We start from the raw sequence: 23681 nt of genomic DNA, 5'->3' as shown, positions 1-23681 counted from the left end.
ATTAAAACGAGTATTTTTGATTAAGTTTATTTAGCCAATCATTATGCGTCAGGATTATTTGTCCGGAGATAAAGAAAATCTTTCCAATACAGAAAAAGAAATCGAGCGGGCCCTGCGTCCGCTCACTTTTGAGGATTTCACGGGTCAGGAAAAGATTCTGGAAAACCTTAAAATCTTCGTTCAGGCTGCCCGTCAACGCGGTGATGCGCTGGACCACGTCTTGTTGCACGGCCCTCCGGGTTTAGGAAAAACAACATTATCCAACATTGTGGCCAATGAATTAGGAGCAGGAATCAAGATCACTTCCGGCCCTGTTCTGGACAAGCCGAGCGATCTGGCCGGCTTGCTGACCAACTTGCAGGAACATGACGTTTTGTTCATCGACGAAATCCACCGGCTGAATCCCATTGTTGAAGAATATCTCTACTCCGCAATGGAGGATTACAAAATCGACATTATGCTGGACAGCGGCCCTAATGCCCGCAGTATTCAAATAGGATTAAATCCATTTACATTAATCGGCGCAACAACGCGCGCAGGAATGCTGACGTCGCCTTTGCGGGCGAGATTCGGCATCAATGCACGTCTGGAATATTATGATGCGCAGTTATTATCAACCATTCTAAAACGCTCGGCAGCGATTTTGGGGACGCCTCTGGAAGAAGACGCAGCATTTGAAATCGCCCGCCGTAGCCGTGGAACACCGCGTATCGCAAACAATCTCTTGCGCCGGACGCGTGATTTTGCACAAGTGAAGGGCAATGGAAAAGTAACTGTCGAAATCGCTGAAATCGCATTGCTTGCATTGGATGTGGATCAGAACGGACTCGATGAAATGGACAATCGTATATTGTCAACAATCATTCAGAAATTCAAAGGCGGACCAGTGGGACTTTCGACCATAGCGACGGCTTGTGGCGAAGAAGCAGAGACGATCGAAGAAGTTTACGAGCCCTTCCTGATTAAGGAAGGATATATGAAGCGCACCTCGCGCGGTCGGGAGGTTACCGAAAAGGCTTACAAGCACTTAGGGATTCTACCCACGTATCGCTCAGGAGAACTTTTTTAGGATTATACTCCTCGAAGTTTTAAGAATTAATCGCGTATTAACATTAGAAGTTGTAATTTTGCGGTAAATTACTGACCGCCTCTATGAATGAAGTACTGGTTTCCGAAAAATTGGTTGTGAGAGTGCCCTGTGCTGTGATTGAACATAACGGAAAAGTACTGGCTGGACAACGTAGCGCTGCATTATCTTTCCCTTTGCAATGGGAATTCCCCGGCGGTAAGCTCGAAAAAGGCGAGACAGATGAAGAAGCACTGGCCCGCGAAATAAAAGAAGAACTTGACGTTGAAATAGAAATTCTGAACAGATTGCCCGAAACTTCAAAAGATCAGGGCTGGCGCGAAATTATCCTCGTTCCCTTCATTTGCAAGCTTAAAACACTCAACATTACCTTATCCGAACACGAGCAGATCCTATGGCTTACGCCTGGCCAGTTGCCGACTTTGGACTGGACCGAGGCTGACCTGAATGTAATTGAGAATTATTATCAATATTTAGCGACTAAAAAGTAATCGCTGCCCCTTCACTTTTTCATTGAACTTCCCATTTTCATAAACCAGGTTTCCCGATACAAATGTGTGCGTGACACTGGATTGGAAATTCATCCCCTCAAATGGCGACCAGCCGCATTTTGAATAAATATTAGCTGGCTCGACGTTGGTTTGCGCATGTGTATCAACTAATATCAAATCTGCCCAATAACCCTCACGTATATAACCCCGTTTGCTGATTTGAAATAAGTCGGCGACCGTGTGGCTCATTTTTTCGACAATTCTTTCGATCGAAATTTTACCTGCTTTATTTAATTCCAACATTACATTTAATGTGTGTTGCACCAAAGGCAAGCCCGAAGGCGCCTGCCAGTAACCCTGCGCCTTTTCTTCAATGGTGTGCGGCGCGTGGTCTGTTGCAATAACATCAATGCGGTTGTCCAGCACAGCTTGTAAAATGGCTTCCTTATGATGCGGCGCTTTGATCGCCGGGTTGCATTTAATTTTATTTCCCAATGTGTGATAATCCTCCGCGTCAAACCACAAGTGATGGACGCAGGCTTCGGCGGTCACCAATTTTGGCTGGCCATCGCTCAGCAGAATCTGTCCGTTTTTCCTGATTCCCGGCTCGAAAAGCACGACTTCATCGCCCGTTGAAATGTGCAGAATGTGCAATCTGGTGCCATGCTTATGCGCAAGTCCGCTTGCAAATGTGGACGATTTCAAACATGCTTCTTCATTTCTGATCAATGCGTGAATGTTGTAGGGCACATTTTCTCCGTATTTTTCTTTGAAATGCTCCATTCTCTGGCGAACCGTAGGTTCATCTTCACAGTGCGTGGCGATAATGCAGGGCGCATTTGAAAATATTTTTTCCAACACGTCCGGTGCATCTACGAGCATATTACCCGTTGACGAGCCCATAAAGATTTTGATCCCGCAAACTTCCGCTGGATTGGTCTTCATTACTTCCTCATAATTATCATTGGAAGCGCCCATGAAGAAGGAATAATTGGCGAGTGAAGTCTCAGCGCCAATCTTGTATTTATCTGCCAAAAGCTCCTGCGTAAGCGCATTAGGAACCGTATTGGGCATTTCCATGAATGACGTTACGCCCCCGGCAACGGCTGCTTTGGATTCTGTGTAAATGTTTGCCTTATAGGTCAATCCCGGCTCGCGGAAATGCACCTGGTCATCAATCACACCCGGCATAAGATATTGCCCTTTTGCATCAATCACCCGATCCGTTGCGACATGCTGTAAATCTTTTCCAATGCGATGAATGTGACCATTTTCAATTATGACGTCAAACTCATTGATCTCATTCTCATTTACTACTTGCGCATTTACGATCAGCGTGGTCATTCGGGGTAGATTTTGATGTGATGCAAAGTTATTCAAAACCCGTAAAAATGAATCTGAAAAATTTTTTAAGTGATTTCAGCGATCTGATTTTCCCGAGATGCTGCGAAGCTTGTGACTGTTCACTCGTTGGAAATGAAGCCACAATCTGCACATCCTGCATGATTTCGCTGCCCAGAATCCAGTTTAATGGTCTGCACCAGGATGTCATTCGCTATAAGTTTGTGAATGTTCCCGAAGTAGCTCTGACACATTCCTTTCTGCTTTTTACAAAAAAAGGAAAAGTGCAGCGGCTCTTGCATGCATTGAAGTATAAGGGAAACAAAGACGTCGGGCTGCTGTTGGGATTTATGTTTGGTCAGGAAATGATAGCGGCTGGAATGCTGCCAGAAGCCGGATTGATCATCAGTGTGCCTCTACATGCCAAGAAAAAGAAATTAAGAAGTTACAACCAAAGCGATCTGCTGGCGGAAGGCTTTTCAAACGCAACCGGCATCCCCTGGTCAGCAACGACTTTGGAAAGAATAAAACACACGGCAACGCAAACGGGTAAAAGCAAAATCGAACGCCGGGAGAATGTGAAAGGCGTATTTGCAGTAAACGAGCATATTAAACACAAGAGCGTAATCATTATGGATGACGTTCTGACGACAGGCGCGACTTTGGAAGAATGCGTACAGACCTTAAAACTGGCGGGTTGCGAATCCTTTACCATTCTCACCATTGCATTGGCCGAGCATTAAAAAAGGCGTTGCTCAGTGAGCAACGCCTTCCTAATATTCTTAAATCTTAATCTTATTCTTTGTGACTTCCAGTGGCAATCATCGCGCAACGGAAACCAACCATTGCAGTCGCTGAATCCTGATCCATGTAACGACGCGTTCCTGGTGAAAGCCAGTATGCAACGTCAGACCAAGAACCACCTTTAAATACTCTCAAATTATCACTAACCAAAGAGTTGCCGTTTTTACTATCGTAATTTTTAGCTTCATCCTGATAACCATCGCGGCGGAAAGAGTTCAAGTCATTCACGTCACTGTTTGAAAGCGGGCGATAAACGTCATAAACCCATTCACTTACATTTCCAGCCATGTCATACAAACCATTGTCGTTGGCAGGATATGAGCGAATTTCCTGTGTAATGATCGCTCCGTCATTGGATTTACCTGCAATACCCGCGTAATCACCAGGACCACGTTTGAAGTTTGCGAGCATCGTTCCTTGCTTACGGCCACGTGGCTGACGCATTGTAGAACCGTCCCATGGATAAATTCTTTGGTTCGACTGGTTTTCATCAGAATACTGCGTTCCGATCATTGCCATCGCTGCATATTCAAATTCTGCTTCCGTTGGCAGACGGTAAGGAGGCATCACGTAACCACTTTCAATTCTAAGCTGTGGTGCCGGTGCGTCTGTTGCCGCAACTGCTGCGTCTGCCGCTGCTGCATCTTTTTTCTTTTTGCCAAAAGAGAATCCTTTTTTCTTCTTGCCGCCTGCTGCTGCTTGTCCGGCCGTATTATTAGCCTGGCTCACTGCCGCAGTTCTCCAAGCACAATAATCATTTGCCTGAACCCATGAAACGCCCACAACCGGATACAAACGGAAGCCTGGGTGACGCAAATACATGGTTACATATGAATCGTTGAATGATAATTCATTAAACCAAACATTCGTATCAGGTAATGCTTTACTGTAAAATTCCTCAGATGAATCTCTTTGAACTGCATTTAAATATTCAAGATAGTGGACGTTTGCCACCTCTGTTTGGTCCATGTAAAAGGATTGGATACTGACAGTACGTTTTGGATTATCCCGTCTGCTCATCACCTCTTCCTCCAGAGAACCCATTGTAAACCGGCCACCTTCTATATAAACAAGGTCGGGGCCTGCTGGCAATGCTTTGTACTGCTTAACCTCAAATCCGTCTTTGCCATTGTAAGCCAAACCCGTTTTAGAGCTTGTTTTACCAGGTTTAAGACTGGTTGGTCGTTTCTTTTTACTACAGGCAGTAGCCGCTATTAACACAATCAGAATCAACGCGATCGACCGGATACCCATCTTATGCATGCAAATCATTGCTTTAAAGTGACTTAAGTGTTTGGTATTTTTATAGTATGCGAAATCGCAAATGTAAGAAATGAAAAGAAATTATTTCTAAAAATCAATTATTGGTCACATTGCATTAATCAAATAACCCCTGTAATGTGACCCGGTCAATTTGACCCAGTCATCTCCTTGAGAACCTTTCTGGCTTGCTCAATGCTTTTAATGTCTTCACAAATGAGCATTAACTTGCCTTTCTGGTCTTTTAGAGCAATTTTCTTCGGGTGTTGTTTAATGTAATCAATCACCATTCCGAACTTCGGAGACTGAAAGAATTCGTCGTTCTGCGAAGTAACGAAGTAGCCTTTCAATGTATTGCTTTTCAAAGTTAATTTTTCAAAGTGCAAAAGCTCTGCTTCCCAGCGTAAACGCACCGTTTTCAACAAATCGCCGACCTCTGCAGGAACGGGCCCAAATCTATCTAGAATTTCCTGTTCAAATTTAGCCAGCTCTTCTTCCGTCGAAATATTGTCGAGGCGGGTATATAACGACAATCTTTCTGAAATATTTTTGACATAATCATCCGGAATCAAAGTCGCAAAATCCGTCTCGATCTGGCAGTCCGGAACCAATTTTGAAGGCAAGCCTAATGCATTGGAAAACAAGTCTTTGAACTCATTATTTTTCAGTTCCGAAACGGCTTCATCCAGCATTTTGTGATACAATTCGTAACCCAGGTCATTCACAAATCCGCTTTGCTCAGCGCCAAGCAAGTTTCCAGCACCACGAATGTCCAAATCGCGCATAGCGACCTTGAAACCGTCCCCTAATTCTGAAAACTCCTCCAAAGTTTGCAAACGCTTCCGCGAATCGCTCGCCAATGTTGAAACGGAGGGAGTCAGCAAATAACAGAAAGCCTTCCTATTAGAACGACCAACGCGCCCGCGCATCTGGTGCAAATCCGACAAACCGAACATATGCGCCGTATTGATAATGATCGTGTTCGCATTCGCAATGTCAATTCCGGATTCGATAATGTTGGTCGAAACCAGCACGTCGTATTCGCCTTCGATGAAACTCACCATCACTTTTTCCAGCTTATCGCCGTCCATTTGCCCGTGCGCGACGCCAATGCGCACGTCGGGGACGAGCCGCAGAATAATGTTGGCAATGGATTCAATGTCATTAACACGGTTATGGACGAAGAAAACCTGGCCCCCGCGCTGCACTTCAAAGCTGATGGCATCACGGATAAATTCTTCACTGAATGTATGCACTTCCGTTGTAACCGGCTGGCGGTTAGGCGGCGGCGTAGCGATAACTGAAAGATCGCGTGCGCCCATGAGCGAGAAATGCAATGTTCTTGGAATAGGCGTCGCCGTTAATGTCAAAACGTCTACATTAACCCGCATTTCTTTCAGTCTGTCTTTGGCTTTTACACCAAATTTTTGCTCTTCATCGACAATCAGCAACCCAAGATCTTTGAATTTCACATCCTTATTGAGAATGCGGTGCGTTCCTATTAATATGTCAATTTTGCCTTCCTCAGCTTGTTTGAGGGTTTCCTTAATCTCTTTGGGTGATTTGAAACGGTTGATATAACCCACTTTGGCAGGAAAATCGCCTAGCCGATCACTAAATGTTTTAAAATGCTGCATCGCCAAAATGGTCGTAGGAACCAAAACAGCCACTTGCTTGCTGTCACAAACGGCCTTAAATGCTGCACGGATTGCGATTTCTGTTTTACCAAAACCCACATCCCCACACACCAGGCGGTCCATCGGATGCGCTTTTTCCATATCCTCCTTCACATTGGCAGTCGCTGTCGCCTGATCGGGCGTGTCTTCATATAAGAATGACGATTCCAGCTCGGCCTGCATATAATTGTCTGGTGAGAACGGGAACCCGGGCGCTTGGCGGCGCTTGGCATACAATGCAATGAGCTCGTGCGCAATGTCTTTAAGCTGCTTCTTAACCTTCGATTTTTTGGCCTCCCACTCACCTGAGCCCAACTTGCTCATGGCAGGCGGCGTGCCTTCCTTACCTGTATATTTCGCGATCTTGTGCAGGTTATGGACACTCACATAAAGCAAATCATTATCACGATATATAAGCCGGATCGCTTCCTGCTCCTTACCATTCACATCTTTCCGCTCCATGCCGGCGAAACGGCCAATTCCATAATCCACGTGCGTCACGAAGTCGCCGGGATGCAGGGATTTCAGCTCTTTGAGCGTTATCGCCTTTGATTTACTGAATTTTTCTTTGAGCCTATATTTATGAAAACGGGCGAAGATCTGGTGATCCGTATAACAAGCGACTTTTAAATTATCATCCACAAATCCTTCCCGCAGCGAAATGTGCATCGGACGGAATTTTACGAACGGGTCCAGGTCTTCAAAGATCCTTTCCAGGCGATCGAGTTGCTTGGGCTGCTCGGCTACAATAATGTTGACATAGCCTTTTGCTTGATTATCAGACAGATCGTCCAGCAATCTTTTAAAATCCTTGTTAAATGAAGGTTGGGGTTTTGAAGAATAGGGAAGCTTACTTTCAGTTTTGAAATAGCCTTTTTTACCAAATTCAACGGTTTTAAACTTCTTAACCTGATTCAAAAATCCCCTGCGTGTTTCGAAAAGATCCTGCGGATTGGAAACAATCTGAATGCCCCCGCCGGTCACTTCCTGCAATGCCTTTTCTGCTTTTTCAAAACAATTTTCAATCACTTCCAATGTCAGCTCAGCGTCTTTAAACCACAAAACGGTGTCGGCTGCGAAGAAATTAAGAAACGATTCACGGGTTTCGTGCGCAAGCTTTTGTTGAATGTCCGGCACAATGTTGATCTGCTTCGCGGTTTCGAGCGAGAGCTGTGTGTCGGGATCAAATGAACGGATGCTTTCGACTTCATCACCAAAAAGCTCAATCCGGAAAGGATGCTCGCTGGCAAATGAAAACACGTCCAAAATCCCACCACGAACGGAAAACTGCCCTGCTTCGAAAACAAAGTCAGTGATTTCGAATCCATAACTCGTCAAAAATTCCGTCAGGAACGAAGGATCGAGCTTTTCGCCGACCTTAACCGAGAATGTATTGGCTTTCAGCGACCGCTTATTGATCACTTTTTCAAACAATGCTTCGGGATAAGTAACAATTTGCGTAGCGACAGATTTACTGGCGCTCAGCTTGTTAAGAATTTCACCACGCATCAAAACATTGGCATTATCGACCTCTTCATAATGATAAGGCCGCTTATAAGACGTTGGGTAAAACAAAACCTCCGTTTTCCCGATCAAATTCTGCAAGTCATTTTGAAAATAGGCCGCCTCTTCCCTGTCGCTCAATATATAAACCGCCGGGCCTTTCTTTTTTTCCTGAATAGAGGCCGCAACAACCGCGTCCAGGCTTCCTACCAATCCTTTGATCTGAACATGCGCCGCTTCGGGATCCTTCGAGGCAATTTGTGTACTCAGGACGTCAAGGTAACTGTCTCCCTTGTACAGTGTTAGTAAGTCTTTAACTTCCAATTATGTATAGTAATAAAGCGTAATTCGCTATGTGAATACAAATGCAAAAAGCCGTTTCAGGATTTTCCCTGACCGGCATTTTAAATAACAATGTATCGGTACAAAATGTTTGCCAGTTTGTAAACCAATTTTTTCAATACAAAAATAGCCTGAAACGCAGAACACGGCAAATTACAAAATTGTTAACGAGATTATTTTTAAAAATAGAGTCGAAAGGTTAGCAGAATGTGCGCGAGCAATCACGGAGGGATAACCTGTTTCTAGCAATGTATTCCCCGGCAAATCCCAACTTCGGCAGGAGCTTCCTTTCGCCGCCAAGGAGGCTCCTGCCGGAGCCTAGACGCCAGAATCAAACTTACTTGCTAGAAACAGGGGGCCCTGCTGGGGCCTGGGATACAATATTGATCGTTTTGCTAGAACCAGGAGGCGCCGCTAGGGCCGAATTTGCCGTGTTGAATGTATATTTACTCTTTGAACTTAATAACCCTAAACGCTTTCATGACCGATTGGCTCAATCAAACCATTTCTTTGGCGGGCATTGCCACCACCTGGCTTGAAATACTGGGCTTTATTACCGGGGCGATCTGCGTTTACCTGAATACGCAGCAGAATGTCTGGGGATGGTTTTTCGGGATTATCAATGCTGTGCTTTATGCTATCGTTTTCTGGCAGGTCCGGCTTTATGCTGACACGGGTTTGCAAGGCTATTATTTCCTGACGAGCATTTACGGCTGGTGGATGTGGAAATTTGGCGGAAGAAATCATGACGGAATCAGCGTAACGCGAACGCCGGCCCGCATGTATCCCGTATTTGGGGTGATATTCCTGATAATAACCGCTTCCTGGGGATTTTTGTTAGGAAAATTTACAGATGCCAGCCTTACTTACGCAGACTCTGCATTGACTGTCGCGAGCCTGATCGGACAATGGATGATGGCGCGTAAATATCTGGAAAACTGGATCTTGTGGATCATTGCAGATGCCTGTTATGTGGTCATGTATTTTTATAAAGACCTGCATCTGACTGCAATATTATATGCTGTTTTTCTTGCGCTCGCTGTTGGCGGTTATTTCCAGTGGAGACGGGATTTACTACGAGATGCGGCAACTGTCTAAGCTTTTTCAGCTCAAAACCCAATAAGGAATTTCCTGTTCTTCAAGCAATGTCCGGATGCGCTCCGAATCGTGGAAAATGATCTGTAATTCTTTTTTGGGCGTGCCTTCTTCTTCCTCGTCCATCCATTTCCAGTCCTCAGCTGTTGCGTCCAGAATGTCGATAACGGATAGCAATTTCTCTTCCGATTTCTCTTTTGCAAGCCAATCAGCCGAATTTTCAATGTATATGATGACTTTTTGCTCTTTGATCCATTCCAGATCGTTCAGCATTTCGTCCAGCGCGTCCAAATTTTTCCCATCATATTCGGGGAAATGCATGGCTGTTGAAATTTCTTGGTAAAAATCTTTGAGAGAAGTTGCTTTGCTTCCATCGACTTGCGCGATGAATGCGCCCAGGAACAGGGTCCGGACATCCGATTGCTCCCTGGCAATCAGGAAGTGTGTGTTCTTCATACTTTTTGCAGATTACAATGCTGCAAGTTAGAAAAAATAAAATTGCAACATCGCAATTACGGTGCCTTTGATTTCGCTTTTAATGCGGTTGAATCGCCTGCTTTCAGAAATTCCGCAACGGCGGCTTCATTAAAACCATTTACGACCATCAGTTGCGGATTTTTTCTACTCACCTCACTCACAGCAGAATCCGTCACGGCAGACTGCCAAACGTAAACAGAACGAAGTCCTTTGAATGTGGCCGCTTCCCTAAGCCCCGCATCGCCGACTTTCGTATCCACCAGATTAATATATTCCAGCAAGGGCAAACTTTTCAGATTCGCAATGCCCGCGTCGGTAACGATTGTATGCTCTAAATGGAGCTTATTCAGATTCTTAAACTTCGGCATTTCTTTCAAAGCCGTGTCCGTTATTTTGGTGTCACCTAATTTCAGCCAGGCAATTTGCTGCGCCACCGGCGTGAGTAACGCCATATTCTTATCGGCAAAATCAGGGGCATTCACTGCGCTCACTTCCAGCAGGTTCTGATCCTGCGCCAAGGCATTTACAATCAATCCGGCTTTTCTTAACGCGTCCAGATCTTTCTCATTAGCCGCCGGCACCTTTACATGCTGAATTGCGGAAACTGTGCTTTTCGCCGCTGCATTGCCCGTTCCGCCTGTTCCTAATGCTGCCAAAGCGGGCTTTACCTGTTCAGAAACAGTAAGTTCCGCCACTTTTTTATCCGCAGGCGCTCCCTGATCGATCCACCAGGAAATTAATGTGATCTGATCCGTTGTTAATTGGGGTTTACCTTTCGGCGGCATGTGTTCGTCGTCATTTTCGGGAAGAAGGCAACGTTTGATCATATCGCTTTCGGCGCTTTTTCCGGCTACAAATGCAGGCCCGCCTTCACCGCCTTTGATCAATAATGCAAGCTGATCCATCCGCAAATCACCTTTTTGCTTGCTTTCATTATGACATTGCACGCAGCGCATTTCCAGAATCGGCTGCACCACATCCTTGTAAACCAATGCCTGGTTCACATCGGCCAATGGTTTTATTTCTGTGACTGCTTCTTTGGCTGGCGACATTCCAGCGAGGCTGCGGAATGGTTCGGGTGTATATTGGGTCAAATATTCTTCCCCATGTGTAAGCGAGCCGCCATCATGTCCAGCTGTCAGCAATAATAATGTTGCTATGCCAAATGCAGGAAGATAAATTATGGAGCTAAAAGGAATTACTTCCCGAAAACGGTCCGACTTTACAAGCCAGGCAATCCAGGCAAAAACCGCAACGCCTATGCCCTGCCACATATGATCGTTCAGCAAACCGGCATCATAACCGCCGCCTAACGACAGCAAATATCCCGCAATGCAAGCAATGGTAGCACTTATAGCAGACCAAAAAAGGATAAAAGAGACAGTCCCTTCACTAACCGCAACCTTCCCCGTGCGACGTCCGATTTCCAGCAATGCTGCAATCAGCAAAAACCCGATGGGCAAATGCACGAGCACCGGGTGAAACCTTCCAATAAAAAGAGCCCAGGACGATGCCTGTAAAAGGATTTGCAACATGAAGGGTCAAGGATTAGGACTGTATTTGTAACCGGAAAACTTCCGGGCAAGCAACCGTTTTCGGTGAATTATCTTCATTAACTTCCATCAGGTCAGCCATATAGTCCCACCACTTTTTCATAATCGACAGAGATGCCAAACCCGCGGTCTGATCATTGGGCCCTTTCTTCTGGAATGCAAAGAGCGCCAAGGTAACCTCGTCCAGAAAAATATAATATTCCTTGACGCCCGCATTTTTCAGCAACTCAGCCAATTCAGGCCAAATTTCATCGTGGCGTTTTTTATATTCTCTTTCATTGCCCGGTTTCAATTGCATCCGGAATGCTGAAATTGTATCCTGCTCCATAAGGTGCCTCGTTGTGCTTTGTACGTCTGGAAATGGCTGTCGGTCGCCTACAACGTTTAAGCATTCAAATGCTAATCCCTACCCGTTTGTGAGGGATCTTTGTCAGAGGATCAATGGATTCAATGGAGAATTTAGTGGGCTGCCGGCTGGCAAACCGCACATCCAGCGTTGCCGGTCGGCTTCCTGGTGCTTATTTTGGGGCTCGGTAACTGTGGCACCGTCTGCGGTAAAGATAACTGTCATTACCTCCCGCATTGTTTCAGCCGATTTATTTCCAGGCGCCGAATGCAATGTCCAGCCGTAATGCCAGGTTGCGTCACCTGCTTTCATGGTTTGGGCGCGTGTTATCTGGAAACCTTTGTCTTGAATAAATTTCTCTAGCATGGCCTCCGATTCATCGGAGATTGGCACATTTTCCACAAAACCCGCCCGGTGCGAACCCGATGCAAACGTGAGCATGCCCATATTCACATCGATATCAATTAACGGCATCCACATTGTAATGGTATTGGCCGTGTCCACAGGCCAGTAATATTGGTCCTGATGCCACGGTGTAAACCCACCACCAGGCTCCTTATACAGAGCCTGGTCATGGTAAATTCTGACATTCTCTACTCCCAACAGGTCTGCGGCAATTTTCCCGAAGCGTTTGGCAAGCGCATAGGTTTTCACGTTTTCATCCACTTCCCACAGATTTGTAATCTGTAAAAAAGCCCTTCCGTACGTATCCCTGTCTTCCAGTTTCCGCTTTTCCGTGTTGAACTTTGTAGCAGCGCTATTAATGACCCCGCGATAATGAGAAACTTCCGCTTCATTCAACACGCCCGGAATCAGCACATGACCATTTTCCCTGAAACTATCAATTTGCGTTTCAGAGATAGCCTTAAAATCAGCCAGGTCGGGAGCAGTTAAGGATGTCATAAATTTTTAAGAGTTTAGAAATAATCAATTCAAATTTCGATCCTTTCTGGCTTGATGGCTAGGCTGATAATGGATATTTTGTGGTTAATATTATCTAATTTTACATTTCCAAAACCATTCCGAATAAAATAGTCAATGATAAGAGCCTTGTTTGAGACGATTAACGCAGGATCTGATGCTTCATTCCTGGTTAATTCATTCAATCTGGAAAAATTTAATGTGCCATATCATTTTCATCCCGAATTTGAGCTGACGTTGATCTTAAAAGGCAAAGGAAAACGCTATGTAGGCAAGCAAATGGCGGATTTCGATTCGGGTGATCTTGTCTTATTAGGCTCAGATCTGCCCCATTCCTGGAAATCTGAAAGTGTCGCAACGCCCGGCTTTCACGCCAAATCCATTGTGGCGCAGTTTGATAAAAACTTCCTCGGCAGCGACTTTTTCGAGCGTCCGGAGTTATCGGGCATTCGTAACCTACTCAAAATCAGTGCGCACGGCATTCATTTTGTGGGACAAACCGCAAAAGAAATTGGCGGAAAGATGCGTATTCTGGCACTGGAAGAAAACGCATTTAGGAAAATGTGGCTGCTGCTGGATATTCTCGAAGATCTGGCTGCATCCAAAGAATTTGTGTTATTGGATCAGGATGGCGTCGTTGCCACGCAGATAAACAGCAATAAAGACCGCATTAATGCCGCGCTGGGCTACATCGTGGATAATTTCAGGAACGACATCGTGTTGAATGAAGTGGCGGCGGTTGTGAATATGTCACCCAACGCTTTTTGTAAATATTTCAAAAGGGTTACCAACAAAACATTTCTGGACACCGTGATCGACTACCGCATTAATTTCGCCGTTCAGCAACTGCTTTCCACAGACCGGCCTGTGACAGAAATTTCCTTCGATAGCGGCTTCGGAGACGTTTCTCATTTTTATAAACTTTTCAAAAGACGCATGAAAATGAGCCCGCTTAATTATAGAAAAAATTTCCAGAGGGGACTTTAGGATTATTTAAACTGCATTAAATAACCCGTCAAATCGGCCAGATCCTGCTCATTGAGACCCAATGCTGTTGGTTCAGGCATGAGCGAAGACGCCATTTTTTCCCGGCTTTTGATTTGATCCGCTTTGACGGAATGTTGCTGTCCGGCGGCATCTTTTAACACCACATTAGCGCCATCGCTCATCAGAAAACCGAAGAATGTTTCTCCGCTCTTTGTGACAATGGTGTAGCTTTCGTAACCAAAAACCATACTGGCCGAAGGATTCACGATTGCGTCCAAAAGCCCTGTTTTATCAAATTTTTTATGGATTAATGTTAAATCCGGCCCGATCTCCGCGCCTTTTGTTCCGTGTTTGTGACAGGCTTCACAGTTGTTTGCAAATAACTTTTCACCATGCGAGACATTCGGGCTCATTCTGGAAATAAAATCTGTCTTCAAGACCTTCCCGTTTTTGGGAAAAAACTGGCTGGCTACAATGCGGACATTCTGATCCGGGTTTTTGAAAATAATCTCACTGACCGATTTCGCAATGCTGTCCGGTAACTGTCCCTGCACACGCATATCCACGAGCATATTGCCGCCATGCTCATCAGCGGCCATCTCTTTGGCGGCTTCAATTCTCACTGGGAAAGTTTGGTTTTTATCCGAAACAATTTTTTTGCTTTCCAGCATTTTCTTGTAAGCTGGCGTCATTTCCTGTGCAGCGGCCTCTTCCCAGTTCATGAGATCTGCCCAGTCATTGGTTTTGCGGAAATTAACCCACCAAGCAGCTTGCGAAGCTACATCGGGAAGTAGAGATTTCGATAACGCTATCATGGCCACAGCTGCCTTTTTGTTTCTGATAAAACCAATGGCTGTGAGCGCCTTACGTCGTTCTGAGGCTGGCACTTGCGAAGATTCAGCGCGCGTTTTCATTTCCTCAATAACCTCAGCCGGGTGCAAGCGCCAGGCTAGATTGGCACGCTGGGGGGAGAAGTTGATCGGTTCGCCCGGATAAGCTTCACGCACCATTTTGTAAACTTGCTGCTCCTTTCCATCCGCCGCCGTCCCGATCGCTTCCAGCATCCAGGGATCTTTGCCATCATACATTGCAATGAGACTCCCTATGCTTTCTTTCGCCTCTGCAAACGGCACATCCCGAAGCGCAATGCCTACTTCGCGCCGAGTAGCAGCATCCTGATCCTTAGCCATTTGCGTCAGATAAGGTTTTTCAGCACCAATGGCTTTCAGTGCCCGGAAAGCGGTAAGTCGATGCGACGCATTGGAGGATTTTAAAAGGTTAATCACTTCACTTTTACCATTGTTATCCAGTTGCGCCATCAGCCAAATCGCTCTCGCCTGGTAAAATGGATTTTCAGCATTGAGTAACTTTTTGACGTCAGTTAATGCTGCATCGCCTTTGTTTTTTAAACCTTCAAAACCCAAAGCCCGCACATTTACTGCCGGATTCTTCAAAGCTTCTATCAGACCTTTTATTGTTGAAAAATCCAAATTTGGAACAGTTAACTTCTTTCCTTTTGGTGCAATGCGATAAATGCGTCCATAGCCTTTTTTATCCTTCATACTATGACCACCCACGACAGGATCATACCAATCCGCAATGTATAAAGCGCCATCCGGCCCAACCGCAATGTCCGACGGGCGAAACCATTTCCGGATGTCGTTATCGGTTTCATACCATTCATATCGCTCCGAAGCCTGCGGAAACGAGCTGATCAGATCGCGGCGTTTCAAATCAAAACCAGCGCCATTCACCTTCGGCTGATAAGCAAATATTACATTGCGGCCGGCTTCACAGCTCAGTAATGTTCCGCGATAATTTTTGCCCAATGCGTCGCCTTCATAATAAGCAATGCCCGTCGGCGATCCTGCACCGGAATTGTCGCCCGCTGGCATTACGCCCGGATCTTCCTGGTGCCAATGCGTTGCAAATATGTCTTGTCCCGGCCTGCGGTCGGCTTGCCAGTAACGTGTGCCGTCTGCCGAAAAATAACCCGCATTACCGTTTTCCTGCAAAAACGAAACGCGGCATGTAATCACCTGATCATCATTATCATTCTGCCACATGTTGCCATAACTATCAAGGCAGACTTCGTAACTGTTTCTGAAATTATGACTCATCACTTTTAGTCCCGTGCCATCCGGGTTCATACGCAATGCCAGCCCGCCGACCCAAATGCGGCCGTCGTCCGACTTTTGATTTCCCTCATTGGTTTTGTTATACGGCGTTCCGCCCGTGTAAAGGCTGCCACTGCGAAGCGTCCAGCCACTTTTGTCAGTTACATTATGCGGCCCAGCATTGCCTGTGTTGAAATAATATCTTCCATCAGGACCTGTAACCAATGAATGCAGCGAATGATCGTGGTCAAAACCGCCAAAACCTGTCAGCACGACTTCGCGCTTATCCGGCTTGTCATCGCCATTTGAATCGGTGTAAACAATCAGGTTTGGAGCGCACGAAACGATGATTTTATTGCCAAGAACAGCGATTCCCAATGGTGCTGTCAATAATGTGTCTTCTGTAAAAAATTTTGAAGATTCCGCTTTTCCGTCGCCGTCTTTGTCTTCCAAAATCATAATCCGGTCGCCCTTTTGCTTATGGCTGAGCCGCTCGGCAGGTTTTGTATTGAAATCGCGATAATTCACGGCCTCTGTAACCCATACCCGGCCCTTTGCATCAATGTCCATATTGGTTGGATTATAGAGCATCGGCGCTTCTGCCCATAATGTTGCTTCGAGGTCATCGGGCAGATAAAGGCAGGAAGAATCGTCGGGAGAAAACACTCCCAATGAGCTTTTTTGAGGCCAATGTGGCTTATTGCTTCGCATATGCATGGCTGTGAACGCCAGCATCAGGCACAAACATCCTGTTAATAATCGAGTTTTCGGTAAAGTTTGAATCAAAGCCGCCATTATTATTTGAATAAAAATAACCCTTCGAGATATTGCCTGTTGTATGTATAACATTCAATTATATCGGCTCCGGGCGGCGTTGCGCCTTCAATTTGCATCCAACCAGCGTAGCCAATGTCTTTCACCACTTTGGCGATTTTCGGCCAATCCATTGTACCCTGCCCAAGCTTTTGGCCGTTTTCTTTCATGTGCAGCTCGCAAATCATTTCTTTTCCCAGCATGGTGATCTCCTTAAACACATCGTTACCGGCATCAGCAGCATTCCTGAAATCGTAATAAACCTTCACCGACTCACTGCCAACGGCCTGAATGATATCCAAATGTTCCTGAGCTGTTAAATAAGATTCTATGCCTAATGTGACTCCTTTCTTCTCAGCATAAGGCGCTACTTTTTTAAGCTTTGTTACAACCGCTTTCTTACCCTTTTCATCATTTCGAAGGTCTCCGTCGGAGAAAAAAGCAAGCAAACAACCTTCACGCCCAATCCTGCCGCAGCATCCACGCTATTCCAAACCCAATGCTCGGCGATTTCAGCAGATTTGTAGGGCACGCGGTTGAGCTCACCAATCGCCAGGCTCGAAACTTTCACACCGGTCCGTTCTGCCGCAGCTTTAATAGATTGCAAAGTATCAGCAACCGAAAGGCCGTCGGGAATTTTTGAAGTGTTATAGCTGACCTGAATGCCCTGTAAACCAATTTGTTTGGCTCTATCAAATGCTTCGGGATTGAGGCTCTTGCCCACCGACCAATCGCAAGCGCCCAGCTGAAATTGCGGCACTGGCAACGGCCAAGCATCCGGAGAAGCCGCCGCTGCAACCAGCCAAGCACTTTTCCTGATCATTGCCCTGCGATTCATCAAAGCATTATGGTTCATTGTGTTATGGTAAGGGGATTGTTAAACCATAACTTTGTAAATGTGGGGTTTGTGGAATTCTACTTAGCAGCTCCCGCAGCAATCGAATAATAAAGTAAATGTCCTAGGACTTCATATGTTGATATGTTGTTTCGGATGCAGTCCAAAGCGGTTTTATAGCACTTATATCAACTTTATTTTTAGCCTTCGCCAAGTCGAAGTTTTGCTGAACCTTCATCCAAAATTCCGCAGTTGTATTAGGAAATCCCGCAGCCAGGCGAACGGCCATTTCGGGACTAAGATTTGATTTTCCGTTAATAATAGCGGACAAAGTTTTTCTGGTAGTTCCAAGGCTTAGCGCAACTTGTTCGATAGTAAACTGATATCCTTCCTCGCGCAAACCGTCTAATGTTTCACGAATTAACTCGCCCGGATGGGCTGGATCAAATATTGCCATGGTTTTCTGTTAATGATAGTCTAAATAATCTACGTCTATTGCATCATTTCCCTCAAAACGGAACACAATCCGCCAATTTCCAGACACTTTCACGGAATAAAACCCGTTTAAATTTCCCTTGAGCGCATGAAAGGCATAACCAAGCTGATTCATTTGTTCAGGAAAACTAGCCGCATCGAGACGTGTCAATATCAACCGTATCTTGGGCACATGACTTTGATGGAGCTTAGATCGATCTCCCCTTTTAGCGTACAATTCCAAACCCTTGTGCCTATAACTTTTAATCATAACACAAGTGTGTAGTGAAACGTGTCAGGTGTCATGAATTATTTTTGTAAGGAAGTCCGTAATCTACTATTCACTTACAAAAAGCATCTTCTATATGACAGATCTCCGACTTTCCATTGGGAGAGATCAAGATGGAAACAATATCAAACCGGATGTCGAAATGCCAGTCTTTGTCGAAAATGTAATGTTCCGCTGCGCGCATGATGAGCCTGGCTTTGGTGACATTCACAAATTCTTCGGGCATTCCGAAACCAGTTCCACTGCGCGTTTTGACTTCGACGAAAATTAACATTTTGTCTTTCCTGACGATCAGGTCAATTTCTGAGTGGTTTTTGCGGTAGTTTTTTTCGATTATTTCAAAGCCTTTTTTTGCAAGGAACCCTGCTGCCTGGTTTTCACCCCAGTTTCCGAGGTCATTGTGTGCTGCCATAAGAACAATTTATATGTGAAAGTGTGTTAAATGATAAATGACTCACTTACATTGAGACGTCAAAAAGTAAACTGGTCACAAAATTTTAAATGAATACCCTCATCAATAAAAACGTCCACTTTCAGGATCTGGGGCTGATTGATTATCAGGAGGCTTGGGATTATCAGGAGAAAATCTTTGCAGAGACGATTTCGATTAAGACTGCAAATCGGAATCTTGCAGCGGACGAGCAACTTTCGACACCCAATTATCTGCTTTTTTGCCAGCATCCACATGTTTATACGCTTGGAAAAAGTGGCAAGGCGGATCATTTGCTTCTCGGGGAGGATGATCTGGTTGCAAAACAGGCCAAATATTACAAGATTAAACGCGGCGGCGACATCACTTACCATGGCCCCGGTCAGATTGTAGGTTATCCGATTTTTGATTTGGATAACTTTTTTACCGATATCCACCGTTATATGCGGACTTTGGAAGAGGCGATTATCCTTACATTGGCCGATTATGGACTAAATGCGGGCCGGATTAATGGTTTAACGGGTGTTTGGTTTGATTATGAAGAGCAAAAAAATCCAAGGAAAATCTGCGCATTAGGAGTAAAATCGAGCCGGTGGGTTACGATGCATGGCTTTGCTTTGAATGTGAATACGGACCTTTCTTACTTTGGAAATATTGTGCCGTGCGGCATTGAGGATAAGGCGGTGACTTCTATAGCGGCGGAATTGGGGAGGGACTTGGATATGCAGGAAGTTTCCGATAAATTAAAAAATCATTTAGCAGGACTGTTCCATATGGAGCTGTAAGTTGAGAATTAATGAAAAAAGACATCATATTTCACCCGGTTCAGGGCATACAGGTTGCAATTGTAAGAAGTATCAATGAGTTGGGTGCGGACGAATGGAATGTGGTCGTGATTAACAGGAATCAGGATCGTATTACCAATATTTTTGTGACCTCCAAAGGTTACGGCAACACCGAATCGGGGACCAATTCGGATCAGCGAACTTCGACATTAAGACATTTTTTTCCGGAAATAAAAGCAGGTGAGCATGTGGTCGTGGAGCCCATTATGCCGGATGTTTTTCATCTTAACAATGAATTTTGGGTCAGCTATTTCATTGGAAACCAGATATACGATAAAAAGTTTATCTTCGTGCCCGACAGCATTATCGAAGATAACCTCATCCCGATCAGCCCTTTGGGCCTGGAAGGCGTGGTGCACGAGTAGCAGCATTTTTTATACAAGACACACATTATGACAGAAGAATTTAGAAGGCGTGCCAAGAACTTCTTGTTACTGGACATTGAAACCGTTTCCTCATTTGCATCCTATGATGAACTTCCCGAACGGATGCAAAAGCTTTGGGACAAAAAAGCGCTGACATTCAGAAAAGGAGACGACGAAACCTCCAATGCCGCTTATTTCTACGACCGCGGCGCGATTTATTCAGAATTCGGAAAGATCGTCTGCATTGCATTCGGCGCATTTTATTGGAATGAAAAGGAAGAGATTTCGTTCAAAGTCAGCAGCTTTTCGGGAGATAATGAGGCTGATATCCTATTGCAGTTCAAGGCATTAATAGAAAAATATCCGGCAGACCAGCTCATTTTATGCGCCCATAACGGAAAAGAATTTGATTTTCCGTTCCTATGCCGCCGAATGCTGATCCATTGCATTGAAATCCCAAAAGCATTACAGATTTCGGGGAAAAAGCCCTGGGAAATCTTGCATCAGGATACAATGGACCTTTGGAAATTTGGTGATTACAAGAACTATACTTCGCTTGATCTGCTGGCAGCCGTTTTTGACATTTCGGGCAGTAAAAATGAAATGAGCGGCGATCAGGTGACCAAGGTATATTACGAAGAAAATGATCTGGCCAAAATTTGCCGATATTGCAGAGAAGATGTTGTCGTTCTGGCACAGCTTTATCTGAGATTACATTGTTTCAAAGTCGTCCAGCCCGAAAACATATTAAGAATTGAATAGCCGATGGCTGGCGACCGGCGGCAACCCGCTTTCACACTTGTGGAGGCTTTTATAAAAGAATAAATGAAAGACAAAAAAATAAAAATTAACAAAGGCAATGATAAGAAAGAGGTCAAAACGCCTCATCACATCGTTTCCTACATTGACAATCTGAAAGCTGACATTGCTGCTTTTTTTGATTTAAACAGCGAACACACTTTCCGTCCTTTTGATGTCCATGATCATTTCGGTGTTCAGGACAAGAAGGTTAAGCAGCTTATTAATGAAATTATTCACGAGCTGGAAGAAGACGGAAGGCTTATGCATCAGAACGGCGGCTATTCTGCGGGTCCAAATAAGGAGGTTAAAAAAGGACTTACAGGGCGCGTGGATCGCGTAAACAAATCGTTTGCATTTGTAATTATTGAAGGCCGTGAGGACGATATTTATGTAGAATCTGAAATGTTGAATGGCGCTTGGGATGGTGACATTGTTGCCGTTCAGCCGTTGACAAAAAACAGCCGCAATGCCAGGTCTGGGCGTAATGACTCAGGAAAAAGCCGGGTAGAAGGACGGGTTGCTGAAATTGTGGAGCGTTCAAGTGTGGAAATTGTCGGGATCATTGAAATCACTTCCCGTTATGCAGTCGTACAGCCGGATAACAAAAAGCTTTTCGACCCGATTTACATTGAACCAGAGGAGGTTAAGGAGGCGCAGGACGGTGATAAGGTGATTGTGAAAGTTACGCAATGGCCGACTAGAAGAAGCCAGGCTGAGGGTGAAATTGTGCAGGTTTTAGGAAAAGCGGGGGATAATGATGTTGAAATGCACGCCATTTTAGCAGAATTCGGTCTACCTTATCATTTTCCTGAAATCGTGGAGGCGGAAGCACAACGGATTCCGGATAAGATCTCTGAAAAGGAAATCAAAAACCGCAAAGACATTCGCGAGGTGTTGACGTTTACGATTGACCCTGTTGATGCGAAGGATTTTGATGACGCCCTTTCTGTGCGTTATCTGGATGAAGGAAATGTTGAAGTCGGCATTCACATTGCCGACGTTTCACATTATGTTTTGCCGGGAACGGAGTTGGAAAAAGAGGCGTATCGTCGTGCTACATCGGTTTATCTGGTTGACAGGACAGTTCCTATGCTGCCTGAAAAGCTCTCGAACAACCTTTGCTCACTCAGGCCCAATGAGGACAAACTTTCGTTTTCAGCGATCTTTGAAATGAGTCCGAAAGGAAAAGTGCTGAAACAATGGTTTGGCAGAACGATCATTCATTCGGACAGGCGGTTTTCTTATGAAGAAGCGCAGGGTGTTTTGGATTCAGGTGAAGGAGATCATGTCCGCGAGTTGAACACATTGAACACTTTGGCCAAAATCCTGCGTAAAGAACGTTTTAAAAATGGCGCGATCAACTTTGAGACTACGGAAGTTCGCTTCAAGCTGGACGAAAAAGGGAAGCCGCTTGGCATTTATACAAAAGAGCGCCACGATTCCAATAAATTGATTGAGGAATTCATGTTGCTTGCCAACAAGCGGGTTGCAGAATATGTGTATTCGCTGTCGAAAGGCGAGGATAAAAATACAATGGTTTACCGCGTTCATGAAGCGCCGGATACGGACCGTTTGCAGACTTTCGCGACGTTTGTTGCAAAATTAGGCTACAAGCTGGAAGTGGAAGAGGAGAATAAAATTGCCAAATCCATGAATAGTATGCTTTCCAAAGTGGAAGGAAAGCCGGAGCAAAATCTGATAGAGTCCCTTGCCGTGAGAACAATGGCGAAAGCGCGTTACAGCATCGAAGACTTGGGGCATTTTGGCCTGGCATTTCAGCGCTATTCGCATTTTACGTCGCCAATCCGCCGCTATCCGGACGTCATGGCACACCGTCTTTTGCAACATTATCTGAATGGCGGCGCTTCGGTTCCCAGGGACAGTTACGAAGATGCATCAAAGCATTCGTCTGAAAGAGAACGACTTGCAGCAGAGGCGGAAAGGGCTTCGATCAAATACAAGCAGGTCGAGTATATGAGTATGATGGACAAAGACCGCGAGTTTGATGGCATTGTAACAGGTGTCACGGAATTCGGCATTTTTGTTGAGATTACAGAAGCTGCATCGGAAGGATTGATCCGCATGACGGATCTGGGTGATGACTATTACGAGCTTGACAAAGAAAATTACAGGTTAATTGGCCAGCGCACGAAGAAGATTTACACTTTTGGTGAGAAGGTTAAGGTCAAAGTGAAAGAAACAAACCTGGCGCGCCGAAGCATGGATCTGTATCTGGCTGGGACGATTCCTTCGCCGGTTCGAAATAATAATGGTTCTGGTGATAAGGATAGGCGCCCGAGGGAGTCGCGTGAGTCGCGATCGTCGGGAAAAAGTGGTCGGTCCTCGACGTCATCTTCCCGATCATCTTCGTCGGCGAAGCCGAAAGAGCGTCGTAAGCGGCGATAGTCAGACGGGTTGTCTTACTTTTTTCAAAAGTTCATCCACTCGGTCAGATAAAGCTATCAGGCCTTTTTCAATTTCCATATCTAATGTACCCGGAGCAAACTGGTCTTTGTTCCGGGCCATCGTCTTCCAGAATTCTTTTTTTTCTTCCTCGCTTTGCAATGTTGAGAATTTGTTGAATGCGTTACGCAAAGACTTAGGGATTATCTGTTCGTTCATGTGTCCAGAATTGATTGAAGTTCAAGTAATCGATCCAAAATACCATTAATATGTGCTTCCAGTCTAGGTCCTTTCAAACTTGTTAGTTCGCTTGCTGATCCACTGTAAAAATCGAGAATATATTTAAGATAAATTATCTCTTCTTCCAGTTCTTTCCTTTCGGCAGGTGACATTTATTTTGTTCTAGTGCGTGTTCTAAATTCCAGA

At 45.1% G+C, this 23681-nt stretch carries 23 protein-coding genes; 9 read left to right on the top strand and 14 right to left on the bottom strand.

Translation table 11 applies throughout. The features are described 5' to 3' along the window. The first annotated feature begins 43 nt into the window (after nt 1–43). Nucleotides 44–1069, top strand: coding sequence for a Holliday junction branch migration DNA helicase RuvB (gene ruvB / locus MUK70_RS24115; protein WP_234658447.1), 1026 nt, complete (start codon nt 44–46; stop codon nt 1067–1069). 83 nt (nt 1070–1152) lie between these two features. After that, nucleotides 1153–1578: a (deoxy)nucleoside triphosphate pyrophosphohydrolase gene (locus tag MUK70_RS24110; RefSeq protein WP_234605968.1), complete on the top strand. Its 426-nt coding sequence runs from the start codon at nt 1153–1155 to the stop codon at nt 1576–1578. Here MUK70_RS24110 and MUK70_RS24105 read toward each other — a convergent pair. Continuing rightward, nucleotides 1561–2922 carry a dihydroorotase gene (locus MUK70_RS24105; protein ID WP_234605970.1) on the bottom strand — a complete coding sequence of 454 codons (1362 nt, stop codon included), beginning with the start codon at nt 2920–2922 and terminating at the stop codon, nt 1561–1563. The genes MUK70_RS24110 and MUK70_RS24105 overlap by 18 nt on opposite strands. Nucleotides 2923–2969: 47 nt before the next feature. On the opposite strand from MUK70_RS24105, the gene MUK70_RS24100 reads away from it, so the two are divergent. Then, a complete protein-coding gene (locus MUK70_RS24100; protein ID WP_234658448.1) occupies nt 2970–3662 on the top strand; it encodes a ComF family protein in 693 nt (230 codons plus the stop codon). Between the two features lie 52 nt (nt 3663–3714). Here MUK70_RS24100 and MUK70_RS24095 read toward each other — a convergent pair whose 3' ends face one another. Continuing rightward, entirely contained in the window at nt 3715–4986 is a 1272-nt protein-coding gene (locus tag MUK70_RS24095; protein WP_234658449.1) for an SUMF1/EgtB/PvdO family nonheme iron enzyme, read from the bottom strand. Nucleotides 4987–5132: 146 nt separating this feature from the next. Then, nucleotides 5133–8486, bottom strand: a complete 3354-nt coding sequence (mfd, locus tag MUK70_RS24090) for a transcription-repair coupling factor (protein WP_234658451.1) — start codon at nt 8484–8486, stop codon at nt 5133–5135. A 498-nt stretch (nt 8487–8984) separates the two neighbouring features. Between mfd and pnuC the strand changes: the two genes are divergently transcribed. Continuing rightward, nucleotides 8985–9602, top strand: coding sequence for a nicotinamide riboside transporter PnuC (pnuC, locus tag MUK70_RS24085; RefSeq protein ID WP_234658453.1), 618 nt, complete (start codon nt 8985–8987; stop codon nt 9600–9602). 6 nt (nt 9603–9608) lie between these two features. Here the strand turns inward: pnuC and MUK70_RS24080 are convergent, their stop codons facing one another. The 4 genes from MUK70_RS24080 to MUK70_RS24065 form a co-directional block, all read right to left on the bottom strand. Continuing rightward, nucleotides 9609–10055: a barstar family protein gene (locus tag MUK70_RS24080; protein WP_234605981.1), complete on the bottom strand. Its 447-nt coding sequence runs from the start codon at nt 10053–10055 to the stop codon at nt 9609–9611. Nucleotides 10056–10111: 56 nt separating this feature from the next. Then, entirely contained in the window at nt 10112–11611 is a 1500-nt protein-coding gene (locus MUK70_RS24075) for a c-type cytochrome domain-containing protein (RefSeq protein WP_234658455.1), read from the bottom strand. Nucleotides 11612–11624: 13 nt separating this feature from the next. Continuing rightward, the gene (gene rhaM, locus MUK70_RS24070) at nt 11625–11957 is read right to left on the bottom strand and encodes an L-rhamnose mutarotase (protein ID WP_234658457.1); all 333 of its coding nucleotides are present in this window, start codon (nt 11955–11957) and stop codon (nt 11625–11627) included. Between the two features lie 102 nt (nt 11958–12059). Further along, nucleotides 12060–12878 (bottom strand): phytanoyl-CoA dioxygenase family protein, encoded by an 819-nt coding sequence (locus tag MUK70_RS24065; RefSeq protein WP_234658459.1) that lies wholly within the window; start codon nt 12876–12878, stop codon nt 12060–12062. A gap of 135 nt (nt 12879–13013) precedes the next feature. Here MUK70_RS24065 and MUK70_RS24060 point away from each other — a divergent pair, with 135 nt between their 5' ends. Beyond that, nucleotides 13014–13883, top strand: a complete 870-nt coding sequence (locus MUK70_RS24060; protein WP_234605988.1) for an AraC family transcriptional regulator — start codon at nt 13014–13016, stop codon at nt 13881–13883. Nucleotides 13884–13885: 2 nt separating this feature from the next. On the opposite strand, the gene MUK70_RS24055 is transcribed toward MUK70_RS24060, so the two are convergent. From MUK70_RS24055 to MUK70_RS24030, 6 genes are all read right to left on the bottom strand, one after another. Continuing rightward, nucleotides 13886–16711: a PVC-type heme-binding CxxCH protein gene (locus tag MUK70_RS24055; RefSeq protein WP_234658461.1), complete on the bottom strand. Its 2826-nt coding sequence runs from the start codon at nt 16709–16711 to the stop codon at nt 13886–13888. Between the two features lie 86 nt (nt 16712–16797). Then, nucleotides 16798–17262 carry a sugar phosphate isomerase/epimerase family protein gene (locus MUK70_RS24050; RefSeq protein WP_234658463.1) on the bottom strand — a complete coding sequence of 155 codons (465 nt, stop codon included), beginning with the start codon at nt 17260–17262 and terminating at the stop codon, nt 16798–16800. Further along, entirely contained in the window at nt 17199–17651 is a 453-nt protein-coding gene (locus MUK70_RS24045) for an IolE/MocC family protein (RefSeq protein ID WP_244784523.1), read from the bottom strand. The genes MUK70_RS24050 and MUK70_RS24045 overlap by 64 nt, the downstream gene beginning before the upstream one ends. A 121-nt stretch (nt 17652–17772) precedes the next feature. Then, the gene (locus tag MUK70_RS24040) at nt 17773–18105 is read right to left on the bottom strand and encodes a HigA family addiction module antitoxin (RefSeq protein WP_234658468.1); all 333 of its coding nucleotides are present in this window, start codon (nt 18103–18105) and stop codon (nt 17773–17775) included. Nucleotides 18106–18114: 9 nt separating this feature from the next. Then, nucleotides 18115–18393: a type II toxin-antitoxin system RelE/ParE family toxin gene (locus MUK70_RS24035; RefSeq protein WP_234658469.1), complete on the bottom strand. Its 279-nt coding sequence runs from the start codon at nt 18391–18393 to the stop codon at nt 18115–18117. Nucleotides 18394–18463: 70 nt separating this feature from the next. After that, nucleotides 18464–18823, bottom strand: a complete 360-nt coding sequence (locus MUK70_RS24030; protein ID WP_234658471.1) for a YraN family protein — start codon at nt 18821–18823, stop codon at nt 18464–18466. 89 nt (nt 18824–18912) lie between these two features. On the opposite strand from MUK70_RS24030, the gene lipB reads away from it, so the two are divergent. From lipB to rnr, 4 genes are all read left to right on the top strand, one after another. Next, a complete protein-coding gene (lipB, locus tag MUK70_RS24025) occupies nt 18913–19626 on the top strand; it encodes a lipoyl(octanoyl) transferase LipB (RefSeq protein WP_244784521.1) in 714 nt (237 codons plus the stop codon). A gap of 11 nt (nt 19627–19637) precedes the next feature. Further along, a complete protein-coding gene (locus MUK70_RS24020; RefSeq protein WP_244784519.1) occupies nt 19638–20051 on the top strand; it encodes a hypothetical protein in 414 nt (137 codons plus the stop codon). A gap of 27 nt (nt 20052–20078) precedes the next feature. Further along, nucleotides 20079–20813, top strand: a complete 735-nt coding sequence (locus MUK70_RS24015; protein WP_234658474.1) for a 3'-5' exonuclease — start codon at nt 20079–20081, stop codon at nt 20811–20813. A 63-nt stretch (nt 20814–20876) separates the two neighbouring features. Beyond that, entirely contained in the window at nt 20877–23258 is a 2382-nt protein-coding gene (gene rnr / locus MUK70_RS24010) for a ribonuclease R (protein WP_234658475.1), read from the top strand. On the opposite strand, the gene MUK70_RS24005 is transcribed toward rnr, so the two are convergent. Continuing rightward, entirely contained in the window at nt 23259–23474 is a 216-nt protein-coding gene (locus MUK70_RS24005) for a hypothetical protein (RefSeq protein WP_234658476.1), read from the bottom strand. Between the last annotated feature and the right edge of the window lie 207 nt (nt 23475–23681).

The sequence above is a fragment of the Dyadobacter chenwenxiniae genome, assembly GCF_022869785.1.
In the GTDB taxonomy this organism is placed as follows: Bacteria; Bacteroidota; Bacteroidia; order Cytophagales; family Spirosomataceae; genus Dyadobacter; species Dyadobacter chenwenxiniae.
The sequence above is the reverse complement of the archived record's forward strand: the minus strand, read 5'-3'. Positions and strand labels throughout refer to the sequence as shown.